Origin of the sequence: Sediminimonas qiaohouensis DSM 21189 (assembly GCF_000423645.1) — a bacterium.
In the GTDB taxonomy this organism is placed as follows: Bacteria; Pseudomonadota; Alphaproteobacteria; order Rhodobacterales; family Rhodobacteraceae; genus Sediminimonas; species Sediminimonas qiaohouensis.
The window spans coordinates 1-22,570 of the sequence record NZ_AUIJ01000003.1 but is presented as its reverse complement, the minus strand read 5'-3'; the positions used below and the strand labels follow the sequence as shown (position 1 = coordinate 22,570).

The 22,570-nt window shown below is 62.7% G+C and carries 16 protein-coding genes and 1 tRNA gene; 5 read left to right on the top strand and 12 right to left on the bottom strand.

The genetic code is table 11. The features are described 5' to 3' along the window. Positions 1 to 6 precede the first annotated feature (6 nt). The 12 genes from glmU to G568_RS0104190 form a co-directional block, all read right to left on the bottom strand. Positions 7 to 1,356 carry a bifunctional UDP-N-acetylglucosamine diphosphorylase/glucosamine-1-phosphate N-acetyltransferase GlmU gene (gene glmU / locus G568_RS0104245; protein WP_026756862.1) on the bottom strand — a complete coding sequence of 450 codons (1,350 nt, stop codon included), beginning with the start codon at positions 1,354 to 1,356 and terminating at the stop codon, positions 7 to 9. A 54-nt stretch (positions 1,357 to 1,410) separates the two neighbouring features. Beyond that, positions 1,411 to 2,772 carry a phosphoglucosamine mutase gene (gene glmM / locus G568_RS0104240; RefSeq protein WP_026756861.1) on the bottom strand — a complete coding sequence of 454 codons (1,362 nt, stop codon included), beginning with the start codon at positions 2,770 to 2,772 and terminating at the stop codon, positions 1,411 to 1,413. A 278-nt stretch (positions 2,773 to 3,050) separates the two neighbouring features. Then, positions 3,051 to 5,147 carry a VWD domain-containing protein gene (locus G568_RS0104235; RefSeq protein ID WP_026756860.1) on the bottom strand — a complete coding sequence of 699 codons (2,097 nt, stop codon included), beginning with the start codon at positions 5,145 to 5,147 and terminating at the stop codon, positions 3,051 to 3,053. A 325-nt stretch (positions 5,148 to 5,472) separates the two neighbouring features. Then, entirely contained in the window at positions 5,473 to 6,783 is a 1,311-nt protein-coding gene (locus G568_RS0104230; RefSeq protein WP_026756859.1) for an HlyD family type I secretion periplasmic adaptor subunit, read from the bottom strand. Positions 6,784 to 6,787: 4 nt separating this feature from the next. Beyond that, a complete protein-coding gene (locus G568_RS18235) occupies positions 6,788 to 9,019 on the bottom strand; it encodes a type I secretion system permease/ATPase (RefSeq protein WP_245582878.1) in 2,232 nt (743 codons plus the stop codon). After that, positions 9,016 to 10,206, bottom strand: a complete 1,191-nt coding sequence (locus G568_RS0104220) for a TolC family protein (protein ID WP_026756858.1) — start codon at positions 10,204 to 10,206, stop codon at positions 9,016 to 9,018. Before G568_RS0104220 ends, G568_RS18235 begins: the two co-directional genes overlap by 4 nt. A 278-nt stretch (positions 10,207 to 10,484) precedes the next feature. Next, positions 10,485 to 11,330: a SapC family protein gene (locus tag G568_RS19655; protein WP_245582882.1), complete on the bottom strand. Its 846-nt coding sequence runs from the start codon at positions 11,328 to 11,330 to the stop codon at positions 10,485 to 10,487. Between the two features lie 59 nt (positions 11,331 to 11,389). After that, positions 11,390 to 15,289 carry a hypothetical protein gene (locus G568_RS0104210; RefSeq protein ID WP_026756856.1) on the bottom strand — a complete coding sequence of 1,300 codons (3,900 nt, stop codon included), beginning with the start codon at positions 15,287 to 15,289 and terminating at the stop codon, positions 11,390 to 11,392. 186 nt (positions 15,290 to 15,475) lie between these two features. Further along, positions 15,476 to 15,551, bottom strand: a tRNA-Thr gene (locus G568_RS0104205). A gap of 44 nt (positions 15,552 to 15,595) precedes the next feature. Continuing rightward, positions 15,596 to 17,077, bottom strand: coding sequence for a heme biosynthesis protein HemY (locus G568_RS0104200; RefSeq protein ID WP_026756855.1), 1,482 nt, complete (start codon positions 17,075 to 17,077; stop codon positions 15,596 to 15,598). Between the two features lie 11 nt (positions 17,078 to 17,088). After that, positions 17,089 to 18,354 carry a COG4223 family protein gene (locus G568_RS0104195; protein ID WP_157084274.1) on the bottom strand — a complete coding sequence of 422 codons (1,266 nt, stop codon included), beginning with the start codon at positions 18,352 to 18,354 and terminating at the stop codon, positions 17,089 to 17,091. A gap of 62 nt (positions 18,355 to 18,416) precedes the next feature. Then, positions 18,417 to 19,094: a uroporphyrinogen-III synthase gene (locus tag G568_RS0104190; RefSeq protein WP_281168977.1), complete on the bottom strand. Its 678-nt coding sequence runs from the start codon at positions 19,092 to 19,094 to the stop codon at positions 18,417 to 18,419. Positions 19,095 to 19,206: 112 nt separating this feature from the next. Between G568_RS0104190 and tsaD the strand changes: the two genes are divergently transcribed. The 5 genes from tsaD to G568_RS0104165 form a co-directional block, all read left to right on the top strand. Next, positions 19,207 to 20,304, top strand: a complete 1,098-nt coding sequence (gene tsaD, locus G568_RS0104185) for a tRNA (adenosine(37)-N6)-threonylcarbamoyltransferase complex transferase subunit TsaD (RefSeq protein WP_026756852.1) — start codon at positions 19,207 to 19,209, stop codon at positions 20,302 to 20,304. Further along, on the top strand, positions 20,301 to 21,263 hold the full coding sequence (locus tag G568_RS0104180; protein WP_026756851.1) for an NAD(P)H-dependent glycerol-3-phosphate dehydrogenase: 963 nt from the start codon (positions 20,301 to 20,303) through the stop codon (positions 21,261 to 21,263). The genes tsaD and G568_RS0104180 overlap by 4 nt, the downstream gene beginning before the upstream one ends. Beyond that, positions 21,264 to 21,536 carry a YciI family protein gene (locus G568_RS0104175; protein WP_026756850.1) on the top strand — a complete coding sequence of 91 codons (273 nt, stop codon included), beginning with the start codon at positions 21,264 to 21,266 and terminating at the stop codon, positions 21,534 to 21,536. Then, positions 21,536 to 21,958, top strand: coding sequence for an EVE domain-containing protein (locus G568_RS0104170; protein WP_026756849.1), 423 nt, complete (start codon positions 21,536 to 21,538; stop codon positions 21,956 to 21,958). Before G568_RS0104175 ends, G568_RS0104170 begins: the two co-directional genes overlap by 1 nt. 323 nt (positions 21,959 to 22,281) lie before the next feature. After that, the coding region (locus tag G568_RS0104165) for an IS5/IS1182 family transposase (RefSeq protein WP_026756848.1) at positions 22,282 to 22,570 on the top strand (289 nt) is incomplete at its 3' end.

Here is a 22,570-nt window from a genome sequence, read left to right as displayed (position 1 = left end):
CCTGTTCTACTTTGCCCGCTTCGCCTTGAGGGCGAGCAGCTTGTCGCGCATCCGCCGCGCCAGTCCGGGCTTGTTCACCTGCGGTGCCCGCGCAATGCCCAACGCCCCGTCGGGCACATCGCCGGTAATGACCGACCCCGCTGCCGTCATCGCGCCCGCGCCCACGTCCACCGGCGCGACCAGCGCCGTGTTGGTGCCGATGAACGCGCCTGCGCCCACCTCGGTACGGTGCTTGAAAACCCCGTCATAGTTGCAGGTGATCGTGCCTGCGCCGATATTCGCGTCATCGCCGATCCGGGCATCGCCGACATAGGACAAATGGTTGATCTTGGCGCCGGCGCCCAGCTCGGTGTTCTTGGTTTCCACGAAGTTGCCGACCCGCGCCTGCGCGCCGATCCGGGTGCCCGGACGCAAGCGGGCATAGGGCCCGACAACCGCGCCCGTACCAACATGGCAGCCCTCAAGATGGCTAAAGGCACGCACGCGCGCGTCATCGGATACCGTGACACCGGGGCCGAATACCACGTGCGGCTCAACCGTCACATCGCGGCCAAGGCGCGTGTCATGCGCAAAGAACACCGTTTCGGGCGCGGTCAGCGTCGCGCCATCCGCCATCGCCCGCGCCCGTGCGCCCGCCTGGTAGGCGGCCTCGGCCCGGGCCAGTTCCGCGCGGGAGTTGATGCCCATCGTCTCTTCTTCGGCGCAGACCTCGACCGCGCAGCGCAGGCCATCACCCTCGGCCAGGCCCACGATATCGGTCAGGTAGTATTCGCCGTTGGCATTGTCGTTCCCGACGCGCGCGATCAACGCCTCAAGCAGCTGCCAATCGGCACATACGACGCCCGAATTGCACAGCGTGATCCGCAGCTCATCGGGCGTCGCATCCTTCGCCTCGACGATCCGAACCAAGCGCTCATCCTCGACGATCAAACGCCCGTAGCGCCCCGGATCCGCCGCGTCAAAACCCAGCACGACGATATCCGCACCGGCGCTGCGCCGCTCCCGCATCCGGTGCAGGGTTTCGGGACGGATGAAGGGCGTATCACCATAAAGCACGATCGCATCCCCGGAAAACCCGGTCAGGGCATCGCCGGCCTGTGCCACCGCGTGGGCGGTGCCGAGTTGCTCTTGCTGCTGCGCGATGCGCGCCTCGGGGGTCTGCTCGTGAACCCGCCGCGCCACTTGGTCGCCGCCATGGCCCGTCACCACGACACAGCGATCCGGCGACAACGCCCCGCCCGCCATCATCGCGTGCCCGATCAGCGGCGCACCCGCGACCTCGTACAGAACCTTCGGCAAGTTCGATGCCATGCGCGTGCCACGCCCGGCGGCAAGAATGATCAATGACAGTGGCATCGCGGGGGTTTCACCTTTCATCCAATGCGGTCTTTTTTCGGAGTTGCAGGGCGCCTAGGCGGTCCGCGTCTTTGGGGCTGCGTCGGTTATCGCACCTGCGATGTTGTCGACCACATCCTGCATCAATGCCTCGTCCTCGCATTCCACCATCACCCGGATCAACGGCTCGGTCCCCGAAGGGCGGATCACGAGACGCCCGGTGCCGCCCAGCCGCGTTTCCTGTTCGGCAATCGCCGCGCGCACCATGTCCGATGCCAGCGGATCACCCCCCGGCGTAATCGCAAGGTTTTCCAGGTGCTGCGGTACAGGCGTGAAATTGTTCAACAGCGCGCTGGCGGGTTTGCCCGTCTCCACCATCGCCGCCAGGAATTGCAGCCCGGCAATCAGGCCGTCGCCGGTGGTGGTGTAATCGGTCATCACGATATGGCCGGACTGCTCTCCACCAAGGTTGAAGCCGCCCGCGCGCATCCGTTCCACCACGTAGCGGTCGCCGACCTTGGTGCGCTCCAACGTCAGGCCCCGCTCGGTCATGAAACGCTCAAGCCCCAGGTTGGACATCACCGTCGTAACCAGCGTGCCGTGTGCCAGGCACCCCGCCTCGGCCCATTCGCCGGCAAACAGCGCCATAAGCTGATCACCGTCGGCCACGCGCCCGTTTTCATCCAGCACGATCAGGCGGTCGGCATCCCCGTCCAGGCACAAACCCAGATCGGCGCCCGTCTCGCGCACCAGGCGCGCGGCGGCCTCGGGCCGGGTCGATCCGCACTCGTGGTTGATGTTGGTGCCATCGGGCGAAACGCCCAGCGTGACGACCTCGGCCCCCAATTCCCACAGCACCTCGGGCGCCACCTTGTAGGCCGCGCCGTGCGCGCAATCGATCACCACCTTCAGGCCCGACAGCCGCTTGTTGCGCGGGAACGTCGTCTTGGCATATTCCACGTAGCGGCCCCCGGCATCTTCGATGCGCCGCGCCCGCCCGATATTCGACGGCGACGCGGGCCTGATGTCACCATCAAGGATCTCTTCGATCTCGGCCTCCGCCGCATCGCGCAGCTTATAGCCGTCAGGGCCGAAAAACTTGATCCCGTTGTCCTGGTGCGCATTGTGGCTGGCCGAAATCATAACGCCCAGGTCGGCGCGCATGGACCGGGTCAGGAACCCGACCGCCGGCGTCGGCACCGGACCCAGCAACAGCACGTTCATCCCCGTCGAAGTAAGCCCCGCAGTCAGCGCGTTTTCGATCATGTAACCCGACAGGCGTGTGTCCTTGCCGATGACCACGCGATGCCCATTCAGGCCATCGCGGCGAAAGAACCGCCCCGCCGCGGCACCCAGCCGTAGCGCCATGTCAGCAGTCATGGGATAGCTGTTGGCTTCGCCGCGCACGCCATCCGTGCCAAATACTCGTCGGGCCATGCAAGCCTCCAAAACTGAAATAAGCGCCGCAAGGGGCGAATTTGACCACGTGTTAAAGCACGCAGAGCGCGCATCCAAGGGAAAGCGGCATCAACCGTCGCCAGATCGCGGCGCAAGGGCGGAGTTCTGCCTATAGTGTCGCATTCTCAGATAGTTATAAGACAGTCAGCGCGGCGAAATCATCCTTACAGTGAAACACAATGAAATACTTTGCGAACCGCTGCCGCTCGGATCGCCCCGACTAACCTCTCGGCCATGTCGGGGCGGATCACCTCAAACTAGATTGGCAGTTGAGCGTTGAAATCAGCCATATCACCCAACAGGACCGCATCCAGCGATGCAAACGCGCCGGAGGCCCCGATTGCCGCGATATCAACGCCCTCTTCAACGGGTACAGATGTCCTGTCAGCGCCGGATACATCCAGGTCCGGATCAAGGAACACCCATTTCGGTGCCGTGCCCCCCGGACTGTCCAGACCCACGGCGGCGCGCAGCACCTCCAATGCGTCGGATACCGACACCTGACCATCGCGCGTGACATCGGCGGCGACGAAGTCCATGCCGTCCGCCGTGCCCCAGCTTGGGGTGAAACCAACCGCCAAGCGAAGCACCTCCAATGCATCGTTGACCGTTATCATGTTCCCCGCATTGGTGAATTCCATCGTGCCGCCCGCGCGTCCACTTGCGCCGTCGCCGACTTGCACCTGGTAATCGCCGCCCGTCAGGTCGTCGGCCAGGATCCTTGCGGTTGAGCTGCCGGTGGAAAACCCGATCTGCGCCCCTTCGACGGTATCCCCCAAGCGATCCGTTACCGATATATCCAACGCCGCCCGGGTTTGCCCCTGATCGAGCGTTCCGGCAACCGTTGCGGTTTCGGGCGCGGCAACCTCTTCGTTCGCGGCACTGTCGACAAAGCCTTGATCGCCGGTCAGCAGGAAATCCAGTACGGCGTTGTCATAATTCACGGTCCCCGGCTGCAACCCCGCGCCCTCCGCCGCCTGATGCGCGACTTGCTGATCCTGGGCGGCGAAATCGTCCACCGTCATGACCGATCCCGGTTTGCCTGGGTCAAAGAACCCCGCGAGCGTCTCACCCGTGTCGTAGGTGAACAGGCTCTGACCCTCGCTATCGACGCGCCAATCGTCACGATACCCGCCATAGAGGTCATCGAACGCCAGCGGCCGCAGCAACACCGTGCCATCGGCGCGGGCGACATCGTTGGTCATGTCGCCATCGCCGTCGCCCAGCAGACCCTCCAGCTTGCCGGCCACCTCGCTACTGACCCGCACGCTCAGGTCAACGCGGCCGCTATGCACGACGACGCTGACTTGCGTATCACCTGCGTTGAGCGTGCCATCGCCGCCCGCGAACACCGTGGTATAGGTGTCGCCGACGCGGTAGATGCGATCCGCGCCCACCTCTAGAAACTCACCATCCGCCAGCGCCTGCGCCACGCCATCCACCGACAGGGGCGAGGCATCTGTGCTGTCGATCATCACCTCGCTGCCATTGGCCGCGCGCATCGCGATAGCGGCGTTGACCGAAACGTTGGGCACCGGGTTTCCCAGATCGTCGGTCGCTTCGGTCATCCGCGACTGGATCTCGAATCCGTTCACGTCCTGCCCGGCCTGACCGCGCAGCAGAACATACTCGCCAACCGCGTGGAAATCATACCCAAGCCCATCCAGCGTCAGCAGATGCGGATCGCCAATAGTCCAGGCCGAAGGGCCCGTGGGCGGCGGCGGCGGTGATGTACCACTATCGGCAAACAGTAATTTCTCGATCGAGATAAGAGTGATCGTATCCGTGCCGATCGTCACGGTATGGTCGCCCAGACCGTCCGAGTTGACGACCGCCTGCGCCTCATTCACGTCGAAATAGACACTATCCGTCCCGGCGCCGCCATCAACAGTGTCGTTGCCGCCATTGCCGATCAGGGCGTCGTCACCCTCAAACCCCGCGATAATGTCGTCGCCCGCCGTGCCCGTCAGCGTGTCGTCGCCGACAGTTCCGAGAACCTGGTTGTTGTTCTCAATGACCACGCCGGTGAAGTCGGACAACTGAATATCGATGTCTGGGATAAAGGTGCCGCTCGGAACCACGCCCGCGCCGGTAATGCTTGCGTCCAGCACATTAAACTGGGCAACCGTGGTCGGTATGCTCAATGCGTCTCCCCCAATTGGGAAGATCAGGTCGACGGCGCCTTGGCCTTGGTCACTTGGAACCTCGAAGACCATGATGACATGGCGCCCATCCGGGGTATCGATATAACCAATCGAATCGACCGCGTTTTCAGGCAGCCCCGCAGCACCTCCGGGCACATCGGGGCCGTATACCAGAACCCCAAACGCTTCGCCGCCGCCTATGTCAACCACCGGCGTGCTTTGCTCACCAGGGTATGGAGTGGCATTCAAAACCGAGTAGTTTATGAATCCCTGACCGTCTGGAAACGAAACACGCAATGTGACAGCCGATACATTCTGAACGACTTCCGTTTCTGTCTCTGGATCATATCCACGTTCGACAGCAAAGCCCGTAACACTAAACGTGCTCATGACAACCCTTTCAAAAATATACGCTTTTCAATAAACTTCTGTAAAAATCTTCACTGAAATTAAGAAATTGTTTCGAAGATCGCTTTACTCCGAACAGAAGTCAATATCATCGGCGGGTCTGAAATCCTTACCCGCGTCGGCTCGGTCACTCGCGCAGTGCACGTTCCTTTACCCGCACCACGGGCCGCGTCAGGTATTCCAGCACCGTCTTGCGGCCAGCCAGAATATCAACCTCGGTGATCATGCCGGGGATAATTTCGACCTCGACACCATCGGCATCAAGAAACCTGTCATCGGTGCGCACCTGGACCACGAAATGCTCTTCTGCATCGCGCTCGGACCGCTTTACCGCGTCGGCGCCGATGCGTGTGATCTCGCCATCAAGGCTACCATAGCGCGAAAAGTCATAGGCGGTGATCTTTACCTTGACCGGCTGCCCCGGATAGACAAACGCGATATCTGCGGGCCGCACATACGCCTCGACCAACAGGGTATCATCAAGCGGCACGATCTCGATCAGGTCTTCGCCCGGACGCGCAAGCCCGCCCAAGGTCGAGCGGTGAATCCGGTTCACGATACCGCGCACCGGCGCACGGATTTTCGCGCGCTTGGCCCTGTCCCGCAGGGCCGGCAACGATGGTTTCAATACCGCCAGTTCGGCCGTCGCAACGGCGAAATCCGATAGCGCCGCCGACTGGTAGCGCGAGCGCTGTGCGCCGATCTTGTCCTCGATCTCGTTCAACGCGGCCTCAAGCCGCGAAATCGCCGCCTGCGCGCGCGCGCTGCGGCCCTGCATTTCGAATTCCTTGCGGCGAAGCTCCAGCAAGGTCGTTTCCGGCTCCACCCCGTGTTCTACCAATGGCTGAATGATAGCACGCTCTTCGGCCAGCAGCGACAGGGTTGCCTGCGTGGTATTCAACTCCACGCGGCCCTCCTGCAATTGTTGCCGCCGTTGCACGCGCTGCCGCTCAAGAATGCCGATCTCCGCACGCAACTCCGACAACCGCCCGTGATAAAGCGACGTCTCCGAGCGAACCACCTCGGGCGCCCGCGCCACCAGTTCGGGCGCAAAATGCAGATCCCGATCCTCTATCTGGGCGCCCAGCCGATCGATGCGGGCCATCAACCCGTAGGCGCGCTGCTGTTCCTGATCAAGCTGGCTATCAAGCTGCGTGCCATCCAGCTCCATAAGAACCTGATTTTCCGCGACAATCTCACCCTCATTAACGAACAACGCCTGCAACACGCCCGGCTCTGTTGCCTGGATCACCTGTATATCGCGCGATGGCACGATGCGCCCCTCGGCGCGGGTGACATCGTTGATCTCGGTCTTGGCGGCCCAAACAACCGAAATGGCAAGAAACACCAGGATCGCCGCCAGCAACAAGGATCCCCGAAACGGCGAGGTTCCCCGCATTTCGCGTGCCAGCACCTCAAGGTTTCGCGCCACCGCCATGCGCTTACACCCGTAGCTCGGCGTCGGCGCCCGCAGCCGCCCTGGGCCGCACGGTCGCCCGGTTCAGCATGGATTTGGGACCATCCATGCTGACCTTGCCGTTGTCGATGACGATGATGCGATCCACCAGCTCCAGCAGGCTGGTGCGGTGCGTGACGACCACCATCGTGCGGTCGCTCAGCTCCTGCTTGAGGTTCTTGATCACCGCCGCTTCGTTCTGCACGTCCATCGACGATGTCGGCTCGTCCATCAGCACGATCGGCGGGTGCCCCACCAACGCGCGGGCAAGGCTGATTGCCTGCCGCTGGCCGCCCGACAACCCCTCGCCCCGCTCGGCCAGAACCAGATCATAACCGGACGGGTGCTTGGAAATGAAATCCTCCACCCCGGACAGGCGCGCCGCCTTGAGGATATCGGTATCATTGGGCCGTATCGCCCCGATCGAGATGTTTTCGCGCACCGTCCCGCTAAATAGCCACACATCCTGCAGGACCGAGCCAACGTTGCGGCGCAAATCGCCCGGGTCGATCTGGCGAATGTCGATCCCATCCACCAAAACGGCGCCCTGCTTGGGCTGATACAGCCCCAGCATCAGGCGCGCGATGGTGCTTTTGCCCGATCCGATCCGGCCAAGGATCGCCACCTTCTCGCCCGGCTTGATGGTGAATGACACCCCCCGCAGGGCATCTACCGCCTGATCGGGATAGGCAAAATGCACGTCTTGGAACGTGATCTCGCCCTCCAGCACCGGTCGCGAGATCCAGCTTTGCCCCTCGGGCCGTTCGCTATCGGCCTGCATCAGGGCATTCAGGCTCCGGTACGAACTGCGCGCCTGGTTCAGCCGCGTCAACGTCTGCGCCAGTTGCGCCAATGGCGCCAGCGTCCGCCCCGTCAGGATGACACTGGCGATCAGCGCGCCCATGCTCGCCTCGCCCGAGGTGATCAGGAACACGCCGTAGAACACGATCATCACCTGCGCGGCCTGCTGCGTAAAGGCGGTGGCGTTGATCGCGAATTGCGTCACCGCGCGGCTTTTCATGCCATGATCGGATTGCCGGGAAATCGCGTCTTCCCACCGCGCGCGCATCCGACGCGACGCGCCGACCGACTTGATCGTTTCAAGCCCGACAACCGTTTCCACCAGGACGCTCTGTTTCGATTGCCCATCGGCAAAGCTCTGCTCGGCGAGCCGCGCCAGGACCGGCTGCACCGCGATCCCCACGATCAAGACCACAGGCACCGCTATCGCCGGCACCAGCGCCAGCGGCCCGCCGATCAGGTAAACCACCCCGATGAACAGCACGATGAACGGAAGATCGACAACCGCCACCAGCGTCGCCGAGGTGAAGAACTCGCGCAGCGTCTCGAACTCGCGGAGGGTACTGGCCATTGCGCCGGTCGATCCCTTGCGCGCGCCCATCTGCATGTCCAGCAACTGATCGAAGATACGCCGCCCCATCGCCATATCGGCGCGCTGCCCGGCGCGATCGATGAACCCCGCGCGCAACGATTTGATCAAAAAGTCGAAAAACAGCGCGATACCAACCCCCACGGTCAGCGCGATCAGGGATTCAATCGCCTCGTTCGGCAACACGCGGTCATAGACCACCATGATGAACAATGACGTGGACAGGCTCAGGAAATTTGCCAGCATCGCCGCAAGGATAACCTGGGCATATGCCCACCTGTTCTGCGCCAGCGTGGACCAGAACCAATGCCCGCTGCGCCCGATCCGCTGCGCCGTGATGTCGTCACGGTGCAATGCCCGCATCAACAGGGCATAGCCCGTATAGGTTTGCGCCAGCTTGTCGCGCGTGATCTGCCCCAGGGCATCGCCCAGGTCGGGGTCATAAATCACCAGCGCGCCGTCGGGGCGCACGTCGTGCAGGACAACCGCCCTGCCTCGGTCCAGCAACAGGATGGCAGGGGATAGCGTGCCGTCGAAATCCGCGAGCTTGCGCTTGCCGAACCCCGCCTGGATGCCCGCCCGTTCCGCCGCGGTGATCGCCGCGCGAATATCCAGCCCACCATCGCCCCCTGAATGAGCCGCATGCAGGCTGGCCAAGGTCGTGGGCCGATCCAGCGATGCCGCCACATGAAGCAGGCATTTCTCAAGCGCCGTCGTCTGGTTCGGCCCAATACCCGGCCCGTGATCTTCGGGGGCAGGGGTCGGCCGCGCGATGCGCAGATCGGCTGCGGTGCCATCGTTCTGCACGTTCACGGACGCATCCATCATATGCCACGATCCAGATCAGCCACGATATCGAACGCATCCAATATGTCGCCCGTCAGGCTCAGCGCGGCATAGCCCGTCAGTGCCAGTTCCCGCTCTGCCGTGATCAGGGCCTCGCCCGCGTTATACAGATCGCGCTGCGCATCCAGCAGCCCCAACAGGTTCTGCCGCCCGATCGAAAACCGGTCCAGCGCCGCCGCAACTGCGGCCTCATTGGCGTTAACCGCATCGCGCGCAGCGGCGATACGCGCGCTGCCCGCACGTTGATCGGCGCGCACATCCGCAAGCGAACGCACGATGTCCCGCCTCAGCGCCTCGCGCTCTGCTTCTAGCTGCTGCATACGGGCCTCGGCGCGGCGGATCGCGGCCTTTTGCCGGCCCTGAAGGCCCAGATCATAGTCAAGGCCAAGGTTGACACCGACATCAACGCCGGACTTCTTCAGGTCGCGCTGACCGGTCACCCCGAAGGACACCATCGGCCTGCGCGCGGCGCGCGCCGCCGCCAGATCGCCCTCCGCCGCCTTCAGGCTGGCACTCAAACTGCGCAACCGAGGGCTGTCATGCGTGATCTGCACATCGCCGCCCCCTGGCAGCGGCGGCGCTTTTGGTGTGTCCGAAATCGTGGCAGGCGGCATCGTGTCGAACACCTGGCTGTAGGCGGAAATGGCGCGGTCGCGCTGCACGCGCGCCTCAACCTCGCGGCTGCGCGCACTGGCAAGGCGCGACCGCGCGGTTTCCAGGTCCGCACCGGCCCCGGCGCCGGCTGTTACCCGCTCTTCGATCTGCGACAGGATGCGCGCATGTGCGCCGCGGTTGCGCTCGGCCAGCCGCAGGCGTTGCCGCGCCGAGTGCAGGTCCTGATGCGCGCGCACCGCCTCATAGGCCGCGGTGGACAACTCTGAGATACGGTCGCTGCGACTTTGCACAACCCTGGCTTGCGCGGCCGCGGAGCGACTACGGCTCGCACCGCCGTCATAAATCAGTTGCGTCACCTCGACCAAGGGCGTTGTGCGCGAAGGCCCGTTCAGGGCGCTGGTTGCCTCGGCACCCAGTGACACCTCGGGCAGGAAAGCGCCCGATTCCGCCTGCACGCCCGCCTCCGCCTCGCGCATGGCGGCGCTGGCCAAAAGCAAGGCCGGGCTACTACGCACCGCGACCGCGATGCGCCGGCCAAATTCGGTATCAGCCAAACGAGTGGAAACCCGCGCCGACCGCAGCGTTGAAACCGCACTCGCCGATGCCGAACCCTCGGTCGCGCTCATTGGCGCGACCACTTCGGTGTCGCGCGCTTGTTCGGTGCATCCTGCGAACAGAGCAACCACAGCTAACGCGAAACCAACCCGCTGACACGGGCGGCGCGCTGGTTCTGGTACCATGAGACCCCTCAGGTTCTATCTTTTCAGGCCGAAACAGCGGACAATCATTTACTCACATGAAAAAATGAACACTGTCTTAACGCTCACCTTGCTTAATGCTCACTTTGATCAAAATCCTGCGCCTCTGCCAGCGCGTCTAGAAAATCGCTAAGTCGCTCGGACCGCTCGTCTTTAAATACCCCTGCACTTGTACCCTCGGGCGGCAAATTTTCAACGTGTTTTTCAACATTGTGCAAAAAAGCGACATGCGAAAGCGACACGAAATGCGCAAACGCCAGCGCCAGCGCACCAGAGCGAAATAGCTGCGAAATTACCGTGTCGCTCAGTGCCTGAAAACGCGCCCGATCGATTACCTGGAACTCCGCAAGATCCGCCATGCCGGGCTGATCCGGATCGACCTGTTTCATGACCCCCGCCCGCGCCAACGCGACAGAGGCAAGCTGCGTCTTGCGCGCAGCGATGGTGCGCTGGCGGAAAAACTCGACAACCTCCGCCAGCCCTTTGCCCATCTCGCCATCGGCTTCGAAAAAGGGCTCGTCATCCGGATTGTCCGAGATCAGGCCACTTGCCTCATCCACCAGCAGGGCCATCTGTATTTCTTCGCCAGGTCCGCCCTCGGGTTGGCGCCCTGGCCGCGCGCCAAACGGGTGCACCCGAAGGATCGACGGCACATAATGTGCCCGCCAGCTTCCGTTCGCGGCGACGAAGGCACTGTTCCCTACCGGCGCCGACCGCAACAGGGCCATAGGCGCGCACCACTGTGCGCCCTTCGGGCCGGAGGGGCGGAACAGGATGGGAAAATTGGCCGCTATCTGTTCGTGCTCGCCCGATACGATCGGAACCTGCCGCAACCCGCGCGCAAAGTCGTAGGACGTGAACCGCCGCCAATACCTGCCACCGTGCCGCGATTGGCTGACCGGGACGAACTGGCTGGGCATCGCTGTCTCGGTCATGGCCATGCGGTCCCGGATTTCACCTGCTGCGGGCACACCCCGGGTTACGGAACGTAGGCGTCGAAGCCGATGATGTTCTGCGTCGTTGCGTCGGACAGCGCGCCAATGCCGTCGAAATCCGCATAAACCGACGTTCCGGTCACCGCCCCGCCAGCCCCGATATCGACACTGATCAGGCTCGCATCGGTGTCGTCCCCGGCCAAAACAAACAGCCTGTCATTATCCTGCAATCCAACTAACCCCTCGACAGCCGTCTCTACCGTGGCCACCGCCGCATCGCCCAGCGCCGTGGAAAACACCAAAAGCCCGACATCCGCACCAACGGTGTCGCCGCCCGCAACCATCTGGAATTCGCTGCCGGTGCCGCGCAGGGCCGCGTGGTCCAGTCCGACAAACCCGATCCGATCCGCCAGCGGGCCGGACACGTCGAACCCGGTAACCGCGTCGGTGCCATTGTCGGCAATTGCAGCCTCGAACAGAACGATGTCTGCGCCAGGTGCGGTGGAATCGATGGAGTCATCACCCCCACGCCCTTGCAAAACCGTATCATTCGCCTTTGCGGTCAGGGTGTCCGCGTTGGCGGTACCTATCATGCTTGTATAGTTGCCAGTGTCGCTGTTGTTGATGTCCAGCTCTATAATGCTGCTGCTGTTCTCGACATTCATGGCGAATTGCACCAGCGGATCGGTTGCCAGATCGATCGATGCATCCAGAAAACCAGTAGCGCCGAAAATCACCTCACCGGTCGCCGCGTTAGTGTCATTCGTGAGCGCGGCCAAGCCAGTTGCGTAAGTCGGCGCAGGCGTGGACAGATAGCTTACCACGCCCGTATCAAAGCTGACTCCCTCGCCCAGGGCCACACCCCTGTCCGCCGGCAATTCGAACCGTGGGTCGGCCATGATATCAAGGGTCAGTTCCCCGCCAGCTTCTGCGCTGGCATAGAGGTATGACGCCGCTTCCTCGTAGCCGACGGCATCCTGGCTGGCCGTGGCCGCGGCACGCGCCGCCGCGTTGCTGACATCGGCGGTAAAGCTGTATGTTTCCCCGACGATCAGGGAATCAATAGCCGCGGACGGCACCGCATAAGACCACTGCCCGCCACTGACTGTTGTCGTATCGTTGATCAAGGTTGTGCCGCCGCTGTCTTGCACGATCACGGTCACCAATTGTCCATCTTCAACGCCCCGGGTCGTCCCATCAAGGGTCGTTGCGTTTGGATCCAGATCCGCGAGAATCAACGCGCCGTCATCACCGACCTGGTTCAACACGATGACCGGCTCGAAATCCGTCGTGACGGCTTGGCTGTCGGTCGCCGGAACCATCGGATAGTACCCGTTCGAGACGCTGGCCTTCACGCTCAGGGATGCCAGGTCCGGCAACCCCGCGATATCGCCGGCCGAGAATGTCGCCGTCCATGTGCCATCTGCCCCGACCGTGCCGGTTGCCGTTGCTTGCACGACATTGCCGCCATCAACGATCTCGACGGTCACGGTATTCGTTTCAGGCGCGAAAACGGTGTCGCCATCGACGGTCAAGCCCCCCTCGTACTGATCCAGGCCCAGCACGATTGCCGGGGCCGGGGTCGTGATGTCGATGCTGGGCGACAGATCCACGCCAAAGCCCAGGTTGGCCGTGGTCGGGTTGCCCGCCGCGTCCGAGATGCTGGCACCGATAGTCGCCGTGGCCGACCCGCCCAACTCGGCCAGGATGGTCGAGGTGGCAACCTCCACGCTCCACAACCCGCCCACAACGGTCGCGGTCAAAGGCGTGGCATTGCCAATTGTCACCGTGACATCGCGGCCATTCTCATCCGAGGTCCCGCTCAGGGTCACGGTGCCCAGATCCGCACCACCCCCATCAAGAAGGTCGGCGACAAGCATCGTTCCACCTTCGCTGATACCGCCAAGGTCGCTGATGGCTAGGGTCGGCGCCACGAAATCCGTGTCGATACTCGTTGTGGCCTGCACCGCCGGGTTGCCCGCCGCGTCGCTCACGTCGGCGGTCAGCGCCAGCGTGTCGCCACTGCTTAGCCCGCTCAGGTCCGCCGCCGGGATGTCCGCGCTCCAGGCACCCGACGCCACCGTCGCGGTGTATTGCGCACCGTTGAAGCCAACGGTCACCTCCTGCCCGTCCTCGGCATCGGTGGTCCCCGAAACGGTCAGCGGATTGCCCTGCTCCGCCGCGTTGATCACGTCATCAACCGCGATCGGCGTGGTGATCGCAAGCGTAGGCGCGACCGTGTCGATGCCCAAGGCGCTGTTCACACTCGCAATCGGGTTGCCGTTCAGGGTGCCGCTTGCGGCAATCTGGTAAGCGCCGTCGGTGGCGGGCAAGTCGGTCGCCGCCGCAAAAGTCACGCTCCAATCGCCGTTGGCATCCGCTGTCGTGGTCTTCTGAACCCCGTCGATCGTCACCGTCACATCGGCATTCGCCAGCGTCGCGCCCGTCACGTCCAGATCCACCGCAGCCGTCGCCGCGTTCAGGACCAAGCCATCCGCCGGCGCGTCGATCTGGAACGGCGGCGCTGTGAAATCGGCCGGCACGGTCGCGCTGTCGGTCGCGACGTTGCCCGCCACGTCCGTGACCGTCACGCTGGCCCCGATCGACGTCACGTTGGTGCCGAACGCCTCCATGTCCGCTTGCGGGATCGTCACGCTCCAGGTGCCGCCCGTCACGGCCACGGGGCCGTAATCCGTACCGCCAAACGTCAGCGTCAGCATTTGGTTGTCCTCGACGCCACCGCTCGTGCCGGTCACCGTCAGGTCAAAGAACTGGTCAACTGTCGCCAGCCCATCAACGCCACCGATCGCGTCGATGGAAACCGTCGCCACGAAATCCGTGTCGATACTCGTTGTGGCCTGCACCGCCGGGTTGCCCGCCGCGTCGCTCACGTCGGCGGTCAGCGCCAGCGTGTCGCCGCTGCTCAGCCCGCTCAGGTCCGCCGCCGGGATGTCCGCGCTCCATGCACCCGACGCCACCGTCGCGGTGTATTGCGCACCGTTGAACCCAACGGTCACGACCTGCCCGTCCTCGGCGTCGCTCGTCCCCGAAACGGTCAGCGGATTACCCTGCTCTGCCGCGTTGATCACGCCATCAACCGCGATCGGCGTCGTGATCGCGACAACTGGCGGGATTGTGTCAACGACGATGGTCGCCGAGCCGGCGTTGACCTCTTCTTCGATGGGGTTGTTCTGGTCATCCACACCGGCTTTGGTCGCGGTAAAGGATGCCTGCTGTTCTCCCTGCAAATTGTTCTGCACCGATTGCTGCAGGGCCGGGCTCAACACGGGCAATTGCCACTCGCCCGCCCCGTCCTGATACGCGATCAGCGTCACGGCATCGGGGCCCTCGCCGATGGTAACCTTGACATCTTCCGCGTCGCCCGCCGGCGCCGTTCCGACCAGGTCCTGTACCGAGGGCGGCGAAACCGTGGTGTCCGTCAAGTTATAGTAGGTGGGACCAACATCGCCATCACCGCCGCCGCCACCGGCACCCAAGGCCACCCCAGCGAGGCCCAGGCCCGCGGCACCCGCCCCCGCGGCACCCGCGGCGATCCCGCCGCCAGCCAGACCTGCCTGTGCCGCGGCCAGTTCAATTACGAAATCCGCCGCCGCCTGGCTGATGGCCAGCGCCCCGTTGGCAGTCACACCGACATCCACCGCCGCAACCTGAACGACTTGGCCATTGGTCAACGTGAGGTTCAGCGCGCCACCAACTTGCTGCTGCACCGACGCGACACCCTGGATATCCGAAAGGCTGACCAGACCCCCAGCCGCCTGGGCCTGCGCCAGGGCCGGAAGCGCCAGCGCACCCAACCCGAGTGTCGCCGCCAGCCTTTTCTGATTTCGATCGATCCAATCACGTATGAACGCCCTGCGCTCTGCCTGATTTTTCTTTGTTCCAAGTTCCGCGCGGTCGACGTCAAGCAACTGGTCGAATTTCATATCTAGGCCTCTTAGAAAGATAATTGTTCAATGGATTAACGGAAACAATGCACAGTGTCATCTAAAAGTGTTCGTTTGACCAGTTTACCCCCCATATGCGCCATTTCCAGTACGAAATGACACAACACGAAATTGCGCCCGCTCTGCCGTTCGGCAGGCTGAACATATCCGTTTGCAAAAAGAAGGTGGTGCCGGTGATAGGACTCGAACCTACGACCCCATCATTACGAATGACGTGCTCTACCAGCTGAGCTACACCGGCCCGTGGGGCGGGGCTATAGCACCCGGTCCCGGAATGGGAAAGCCCTATTTTTCGCGCGCGTCCGTATCCGCCTCGTCCGCCTCTGGCGTCACGATTTCGGCCTCTGATACATCGGCGGCGGTGCTATCCTCGTCCGGCGTTTCATCGCGGCGCGGTCCCACGATCAGCGGCAGCATCTCGGTCCCCGTGGGTGCCACCACATCCGGCGCTGGCGGCGTGGTCCAGCTTAGCGTGTCGAAGCTGTGGCAGTTTTCACAAACGGGCACCCATTCGCGATGGATATTGTGGCACTTGTCACATACCCATTGCGGCCCCCGCGGCGCAGCAAGGGCGCGCGTCAGCCATCCCTCCACCACCGCATCGCTGGCCCCCTCGCCGCGCTCGACCGCCGCCATGATAGTCAGAACTCGTGCATCCGGGGCCGTTTCGGCCAAATCGCCCAACGCGCGGCGCGCGGCCGGGAAATCCTCGGCTGCGATATACAGCTCCGCCTGCAACAACTTGCTTTCGCGGTGATCAGGGTTGGCCTTGATCAACTGCGCAAACCGTTTCAACCGCACCTCGGGCGTCTCGTCCGGCGCGATCTCGGCGAATGCGGCGGCCAGGTCGGGATGCGGGCGCACCGCCCATGCCTTTTTCAACACGCGCGCGGCTAGGCGCGCCTTACCCTTCTCGATATGGCTCCGCGCCGCCAGGCACGCCGCCGGCACCAGGTCCGGCGACAGGCGGTTTGCCTCGATCGCCGCCTCGCGCGCCTCTATCGACTTGCCCTCGTCCATCACATCGCGCGCCTCGGACAGGGCCAGAACCGCATCGCGCCGCTTGTGCACATCGCGCGGCAAGGCCCCGCTCTTGAGCTTGGCGCTCAACGTCTCGCGCGCGCCTTTCCAATCGTGCTTTTCCGCTTGCAGCTTGAGCAGAATGTCCTGCGTCTCGCCATGGCGCGGCTTGATGGCGAACGCCTTTTGCGCCAGCTTCAGCGCGGTATCGGTATCCCCCACCGACAGCTTTTGCTTCATGATGCCGCGCACCCCGACAAACCGCGTGGCATCATCGGCCAGCAGTCGCTTGTAAACCTGTTCGGCCTTCTTGTGATCGCCCGACATTTCGGCGGCCTGCGCCGTCAACAGGTTGGTCAGCTCGGGCTTGTGCAGGAACTTTTCGGCCTTGGCGGCCTTGGCCATCGCCAGCCGCCCCTCACCGGATGCCAGCGCCAGCAACCCCTCTGATAGCGCCTGAAATCCCTTCCGCTCGCGGTTGCGGTCAAAGTACCGCGAAATCGCGGTTTCATCGCCGTTGATGAACCGCAAAACCGCCACGACAAGCGCAGCCAGCCGCAGGAACAGCCAAACCGCCAGCACCAGCAGCACCAGCGCAATCACCGAATTCAGAGGCGTCAGGTTCACCTCGATCCCGGCAAAGGCGACGCGCACGCCCCCTTCGAGATCCAGCAGATACGTCGCCCCGGTCGCGGCTGCGGCCACGAGGATGACGAAAACAACAATCTTGATTAGCGACCAAAGCATTCCGGCAATCCTCAGTTCGAGTTCAGCGTTTGCGCCAACGCTTCGGCTGCGGCGGTGGCGTTGCGCCGGGTGGTCGCATCACCGATCCAGCCAGACAAGACTGCGCGTGCCTCTTCGGGCAATTGCTCGACCTCGGCCAGCGTATCGGTCAGGCGGCCATCGCGCAGCGCGGCCTCGGCCCGCGACAGGACGGCGTCGGGGTCGCTCCCCTCGCGCGGCTCCAGCGATCGCAGGCCCAATTGCGCCCGCAGGAACCCCATCACATCGCCTGTCGCCTCACCCGAGGCCTGCCGGGCCTTGGCCAATGCCTCGCGTGCCAATTCGGGGAACCGCTCTTGCAGGCTCGCCAATGGCTCGACGCCATCCGCGGCCACCGCTTTCAGATCGCCGGGCACCTCCACACCGGCATCGCGCAAATCGGCCACCGCCGCCGCGAACCCCGCGCCGGAGTCCAGTGCCGCCCCAATCCGGCTCAGCGCGGCGCGGGTCATCGCCTCCTGCGCTGACATCTCTGCCTCGGCTCGTTGCTCCTGCGCGGTTGAGGCGAGGTTTTCGATCTCGGCACGCTGTTCGGCCAACGCCTCGCGCAGCGCGCTCAACTCTTGCTTTAGGGCGGGGTCCGGTTGCGTCGCCCCTTCCCCCTCGGCGGGCCTAGCGTACAGCTCATCGAGTCGAGTGGACGTTTCGGACGCTTGAGTCTCAAGCGCGCTCACCGTTTGCGAAATGTTGTCGATCCGGTCGGCGTTTTCCTGTGCGGCCGCCGCAGCCTGCGCGACCTGATCGGCGGAGCCTTGTGCCGCTGAAACCCTATCTTGCAGATTTGAAATGGTTTTTTGCTGCTCAATGAGCGTGCTGCGGATGTCGTCAAGGCGCGGATCGGGGATCAAATAGCGCCCTGCACCGAATCCTGCGGCCGCGGCCACGACACCGCCCAGAATCATCGCCAACACCACGCTGCGCCCGGTATTTGCGCTGTCCTCTTGCGATGTCGTTACCTGCGCGGGCTCCTCCGGGGCGCTGTCATCAGTCGCATCCGGGGCATCCTCAACTTTGTCGTGATTCGCCGTCTCGCCGGCCCGCTCGACCGCGTCTTGCGGGGCCTCGTCTGCGGACTCGCTGACATCGCCCTCCTCGGCGGCGGCATGTGTACCATCTTGTTCTTGAACGTTTTTATCTTCTTCCGATGTCTCGTTTACATCCTGATCCCGCTCTGTCGGGTCGGTGGCATCCTGAAATTCCGAGTCCTTCTTTCCCGAGGTCGGTTCCTTTTTTGTCACCGGCGGCCACCCTTTCGAATCCCAAGTCATTCAATACGTTTTTCCCGACCTTACTGTGCGGCTCAATGACCCTCAAGATCATCCGCTGCGGCCAACAGTCCATCGATCGCCTCCAGCATGGATTCCATCGTTGGCTGCTTTGCCACACTCAGCTTGGCCGCCTCTATCGTCACCGCTTCGGCAACCTGCGCACTCATCGCCGCCACGAGGACCGGCGCCGATCCTTGATGCTGCGATGAAAAGATCTCGGCGGTGCGGGGCGAAAATAATGGCACGATAACAGGTGCTTGGCCATTCAAGAGGGTCGCGGCCTGGGGCGTGAGCGGCTGTTCGGCCTGGGTATAGAGCACCGCTTCGCGCGTGGGGTATCCGGCGTCCGACAGCCGCTCCGCCACGGCGCCGCGCGCGTGCCGACCGCGCACGTGCAACAGGGGCCCTTCCGGCGCATCGGCCAGAATTCGCCGGATCAACGCCTCCGCATCGCCACCGGCCGAAACCGCATCCAACCCCGCCTCGCGCGCCGCCTCCGCAGTGGCATCTCCGACGGCATAGGCGGGCAGCTGGACATGGGGACAAAGGTTAACGAACGCTTGCACCGCCGTCGCGGAGGTAAAGATCAAACCCTTGATCCCCGAAACGTCCGGCGCGCGCAGCTCGAACTCCGGCTCGATCAAGGGCGAGATACAAACCCGAACCCCCCTTTTCTCCCAATACCCAACCAACCGCCCCGCCGCCGCCATAGGCCTGGTAAGAAGGATCGTTGCGTGCATTTCAGAACCGGGATTGTGTGGCTACAATGCTGGTGGTAGCTGCTGCGTTGCAAACTTGCAACTTACTCGGGTCAAGGTCGCGATGGAAGACAACCTCACAATACTGGCTTTGGAAAGCAGCTGTGACGACACGGCCGCCGCCGTTGTGCGGCAGGCCAAAGGCGGCCCGGCGCAGATCCTTTCGTCGGTTGTTTTCGATCAGACCAAACTGCACGCCACGTTCGGCGGCGTGGTCCCCGAAATCGCGGCGCGCGCGCACGCGGAAAAGCTGGATGTTTGCGCAAAAGAGGCTCTAATAAAGGCTAATGTGTCCCTCTTTGATCTGGATGCCGTGGCTGTAACGGCCGGTCCTGGCCTGATCGGGGGCGTCCTTTCGGGGGTCATGTGCGCACGCGGCATCGCCGCCGGCGCGGATCTGCCCCTGATCGGGGTGAACCACCTTGCCGGGCATGCCTTGACGCCGCGACTGACCAACAATGTGCGCTACCCATACCTGATGCTTCTGGTATCTGGCGGGCATTGCCAGTTCTTGATCGCTCATAGCAGCAGCGACTTCACCCGCTTGGGCGGCACGATTGATGATGCCCCAGGCGAGGCGTTCGACAAGACCGCGCGCCTGTTGGGTTTGACACAACCGGGCGGCCCCGCTGTGCAACAAGAAGCACAAGCAGGGGATCCAACGCGTTTTGCATTTCCGCGCCCGATGCTGAACAAACCGGGATGCGATATGTCTTTCTCTGGCCTGAAAACCGCACTGCGCCGCGCCCGCGACGAGATCATTGCGCAAAAATCCGGCCTGACGCGACAAGATCGCGCCGATCTTTGCGCCAGCTTCCAAGCTGCAGTGACCGACGTTTTGAGCGAAAAATGTCGCCGCGCAATTGAGATTTACATGACCGAAGCGCCGTCTGAGCCCCTGATTGCCGTAGCGGGCGGCGTCGCGGCGAACACATCCATTCGGGCCGGCCTGGAGCGCACAGCGCATGAAAACAACTGCGCATTTCTTGCGCCGCCGCTATCGCTGTGCACTGACAATGCGGCGATGATCGCCTATTGTGCACTCGAACAGTATAGAAACGGCGACCGCGGAAAAGGCGAGCTTGTCGCCCGCCCGCGGTGGCCGCTCGACCGACATAGCCCCGCCATGCTGGGCAGTGGTCGCAAAGGAGCCAAGGCATGATCGCAATCATGGGGTCTGGCGCGTTCGGAACAGCCCTTGCAGTCGCGCTAGCTGCAGACGGAACACCGGTTTTCCTATGGGGCCGCGACCCAGAGCAAACAAGGGATATGCAGATCAGGCGGAATAACGCCCGTCACTTGCCCAATGTGCGGTTACCCGACTCCGTTGTTGCGTCTTCCGAATTAGATACTATTCCAGCCAAAACCCCCGTTTTGCTATCAATCCCAACGCAACAACTTCGCGCCGCGGTCAACCAAAGCAAGCACGCCTTACATGATCACCCGTTGATTGCTTGCTGCAAGGGGATCGAGCTGGAAACCGGCAAAAGCCCGACAACGGTTCTGGCTGATATCCTGCCCAAATCGACCCGGGCAATCCTGACTGGACCGAGTTTTGCAACAGATATTGCGAACGGCCTTCCAACCGCACTCACGCTTGCATGCGAGGACAAGGACGCGGGGCGGGCGCTTCAACAGGCTCTAACAAGGCCGAATTTGCGCATATACGGGACACGCGACACGACCGGCGCGGCGCTCGGGGGCGCATTGAAGAACGTCATGGCAATCGCGGCCGGCGCGGTTCTGGGTGCGGGCTTGGGCGAAAGCGCACGCGCGGCCCTGATGACGCGCGGCTATGCGGAAATGAAGCGCATGGCGATAGAACTTGGCGCTCACCCCGATACCCTTGCTGGCCTTTCGGGGTTTGGCGACCTGGTCCTGACTTGCACCTCTGACAAGTCGCGAAACATGCGGTTTGGCCTTGCTTTGGGTCGAAGTGAGGCGTTTGACCAAAAAGCGACCGTAGAGGGTATCGCAACCGCCCGCGCAGTTCATTCGCGTGCCGGACAGTTGGGGATCGAAATGCCGATCACCGCTGCGGTTGTAGCAATGCTCGACGGGGCGTTGAAATTGCCCGAAGTTATGGAAATGCTGCTTTCGCGCCCACTCAAGGAGGAATGAATGCTGATCGCTTTGATCGCGCACGACAAGCCGGGTGCCCTGGACATCCGCAAAGCCAATCGTGACGCTCACCTTGCCTATATCAAGGCCACCGGGGTGGTTGATCAGGCCGGACCGCTTCTTGATGAATCGGATCGGATGATCGGGTCTTTGGTCATTCTCAACGTGGATGACATGGCTGCTGCGCAAGACTGGGCAAACAACGACCCCTACGCCAAGGCCGGCCTGTTCGAAAGCGTACAGTTGATTCCGTGGAACAGGGTAATCGGGTAATGCGGTACTGGTTATTCAAGTCCGAGCCATCCACATGGAGCTGGCAAGATCAACTCGCCAAAGGTGACGCTGGCGAAGAATGGGACGGTGTGCGCAACTACCAAGCGCGAAATTTCATGCGCGAGATGCGGGTCGGAGATAAAGGGTTTTTCTACCATTCGCAAAAGGAAAAGGCGATTGTCGGAGTTGTCGAGGTCATCGCCGAAGCGCACTCCGACAGCACGACAGATGATCCACGCTGGGAATGCGTTGACCTGCGAGCCGTATGCAGCGCGGTGCGGCCCGTCACACTTGAGGAGATCAAGGCCGACGGCCGGCTCGACGAAATGATGTTGTTGCGTAACTCGCGCCTGTCTGTACAGCCAGTTACCGCAGACGAGTGGAATATTGTCTGTGATCTGGCAGGTATAGCGCCGCGCTGATGCAAGGCTCGGCTACACTGTAATGTAAAGCGGAGGGCTCCGGCCAAGCCAGAACCCTCCGTCACCCCACGTGCTCCCTACGCACCACACGTGATCTCTTGGAATTAGGTCCTGGCCGTCCTGGCCATGCAAGAACGATAGCCTTTCCTGTCCTCCGCGCAAACCGATAAGTCCATAAAATTTGGATCAAAGAAGGAATACGCGGATCAGGCGAGGATTGCCTCACGCCTGAAGTGCTTCGTCAGCATGTAGTATACGACGGCTCTGTTGCACAAAGCGCGTGAGGGATTCATGTCGCGAATCCAGTGTGGTAGCTGGGCGACATGAGCAGACCCACACCCCCAACCTACAAGACCAGGAACTGGCCGGCCTATAACGAAGCGCTCAAGCGCCGTGGCTCGCTGACAGTCTGGTTTGACCCGGAGATGATCTGGGAGGCTGCGCCGACCGGTAAGCGCGGTCGGCAGCAGACCTACAGCGACACCGCTATCCAGACATGCTTGACGATGAAAGTGTTGTTCGGCATGGCGCTACGCCAGACCACAGGCTTCGTCGAGAGCCTGCTGCATTTGGTCGACCTGGACTGGCAGGTGCCCGACTTCAGCACGCTGT

Coding starts and splice junctions, on each gene's coding strand:
- glmU (WP_026756862.1), bottom strand. CDS start 1,356: ATGCCACTGTCATTGATCATTCTTGCCGCCGGGCGTGGCACGCGCATG.
- G568_RS0104200 (WP_026756855.1), bottom strand. CDS start 17,077: ATGCTTTGGTCGCTAATCAAGATTGTTGTTTTCGTCATCCTCGTGGCC.
- G568_RS0104230 (WP_026756859.1), bottom strand. CDS start 6,783: ATGGCGGTGGCGCGAAACCTTGAGGTGCTGGCACGCGAAATGCGGGGA.
- G568_RS19655 (WP_245582882.1), bottom strand. CDS start 11,330: ATGCCCAGCCAGTTCGTCCCGGTCAGCCAATCGCGGCACGGTGGCAGG.
- G568_RS18235 (WP_245582878.1), bottom strand. CDS start 9,019: ATGATGGATGCGTCCGTGAACGTGCAGAACGATGGCACCGCAGCCGAT.
- G568_RS0104180 (WP_026756851.1), top strand. CDS start 20,301: ATGATCGCAATCATGGGGTCTGGCGCGTTCGGAACAGCCCTTGCAGTC.
- G568_RS0104170 (WP_026756849.1), top strand. CDS start 21,536: ATGCGGTACTGGTTATTCAAGTCCGAGCCATCCACATGGAGCTGGCAA.
- G568_RS0104210 (WP_026756856.1), bottom strand. CDS start 15,289: ATGAAATTCGACCAGTTGCTTGACGTCGACCGCGCGGAACTTGGAACA.
- G568_RS0104190 (WP_281168977.1), bottom strand. CDS start 19,094: ATGGCGGCGGCGGGGCGGTTGGTTGGGTATTGGGAGAAAAGGGGGGTT.
- tsaD (WP_026756852.1), top strand. CDS start 19,207: ATGGAAGACAACCTCACAATACTGGCTTTGGAAAGCAGCTGTGACGAC.
- G568_RS0104175 (WP_026756850.1), top strand. CDS start 21,264: ATGCTGATCGCTTTGATCGCGCACGACAAGCCGGGTGCCCTGGACATC.
- glmM (WP_026756861.1), bottom strand. CDS start 2,772: ATGGCCCGACGAGTATTTGGCACGGATGGCGTGCGCGGCGAAGCCAAC.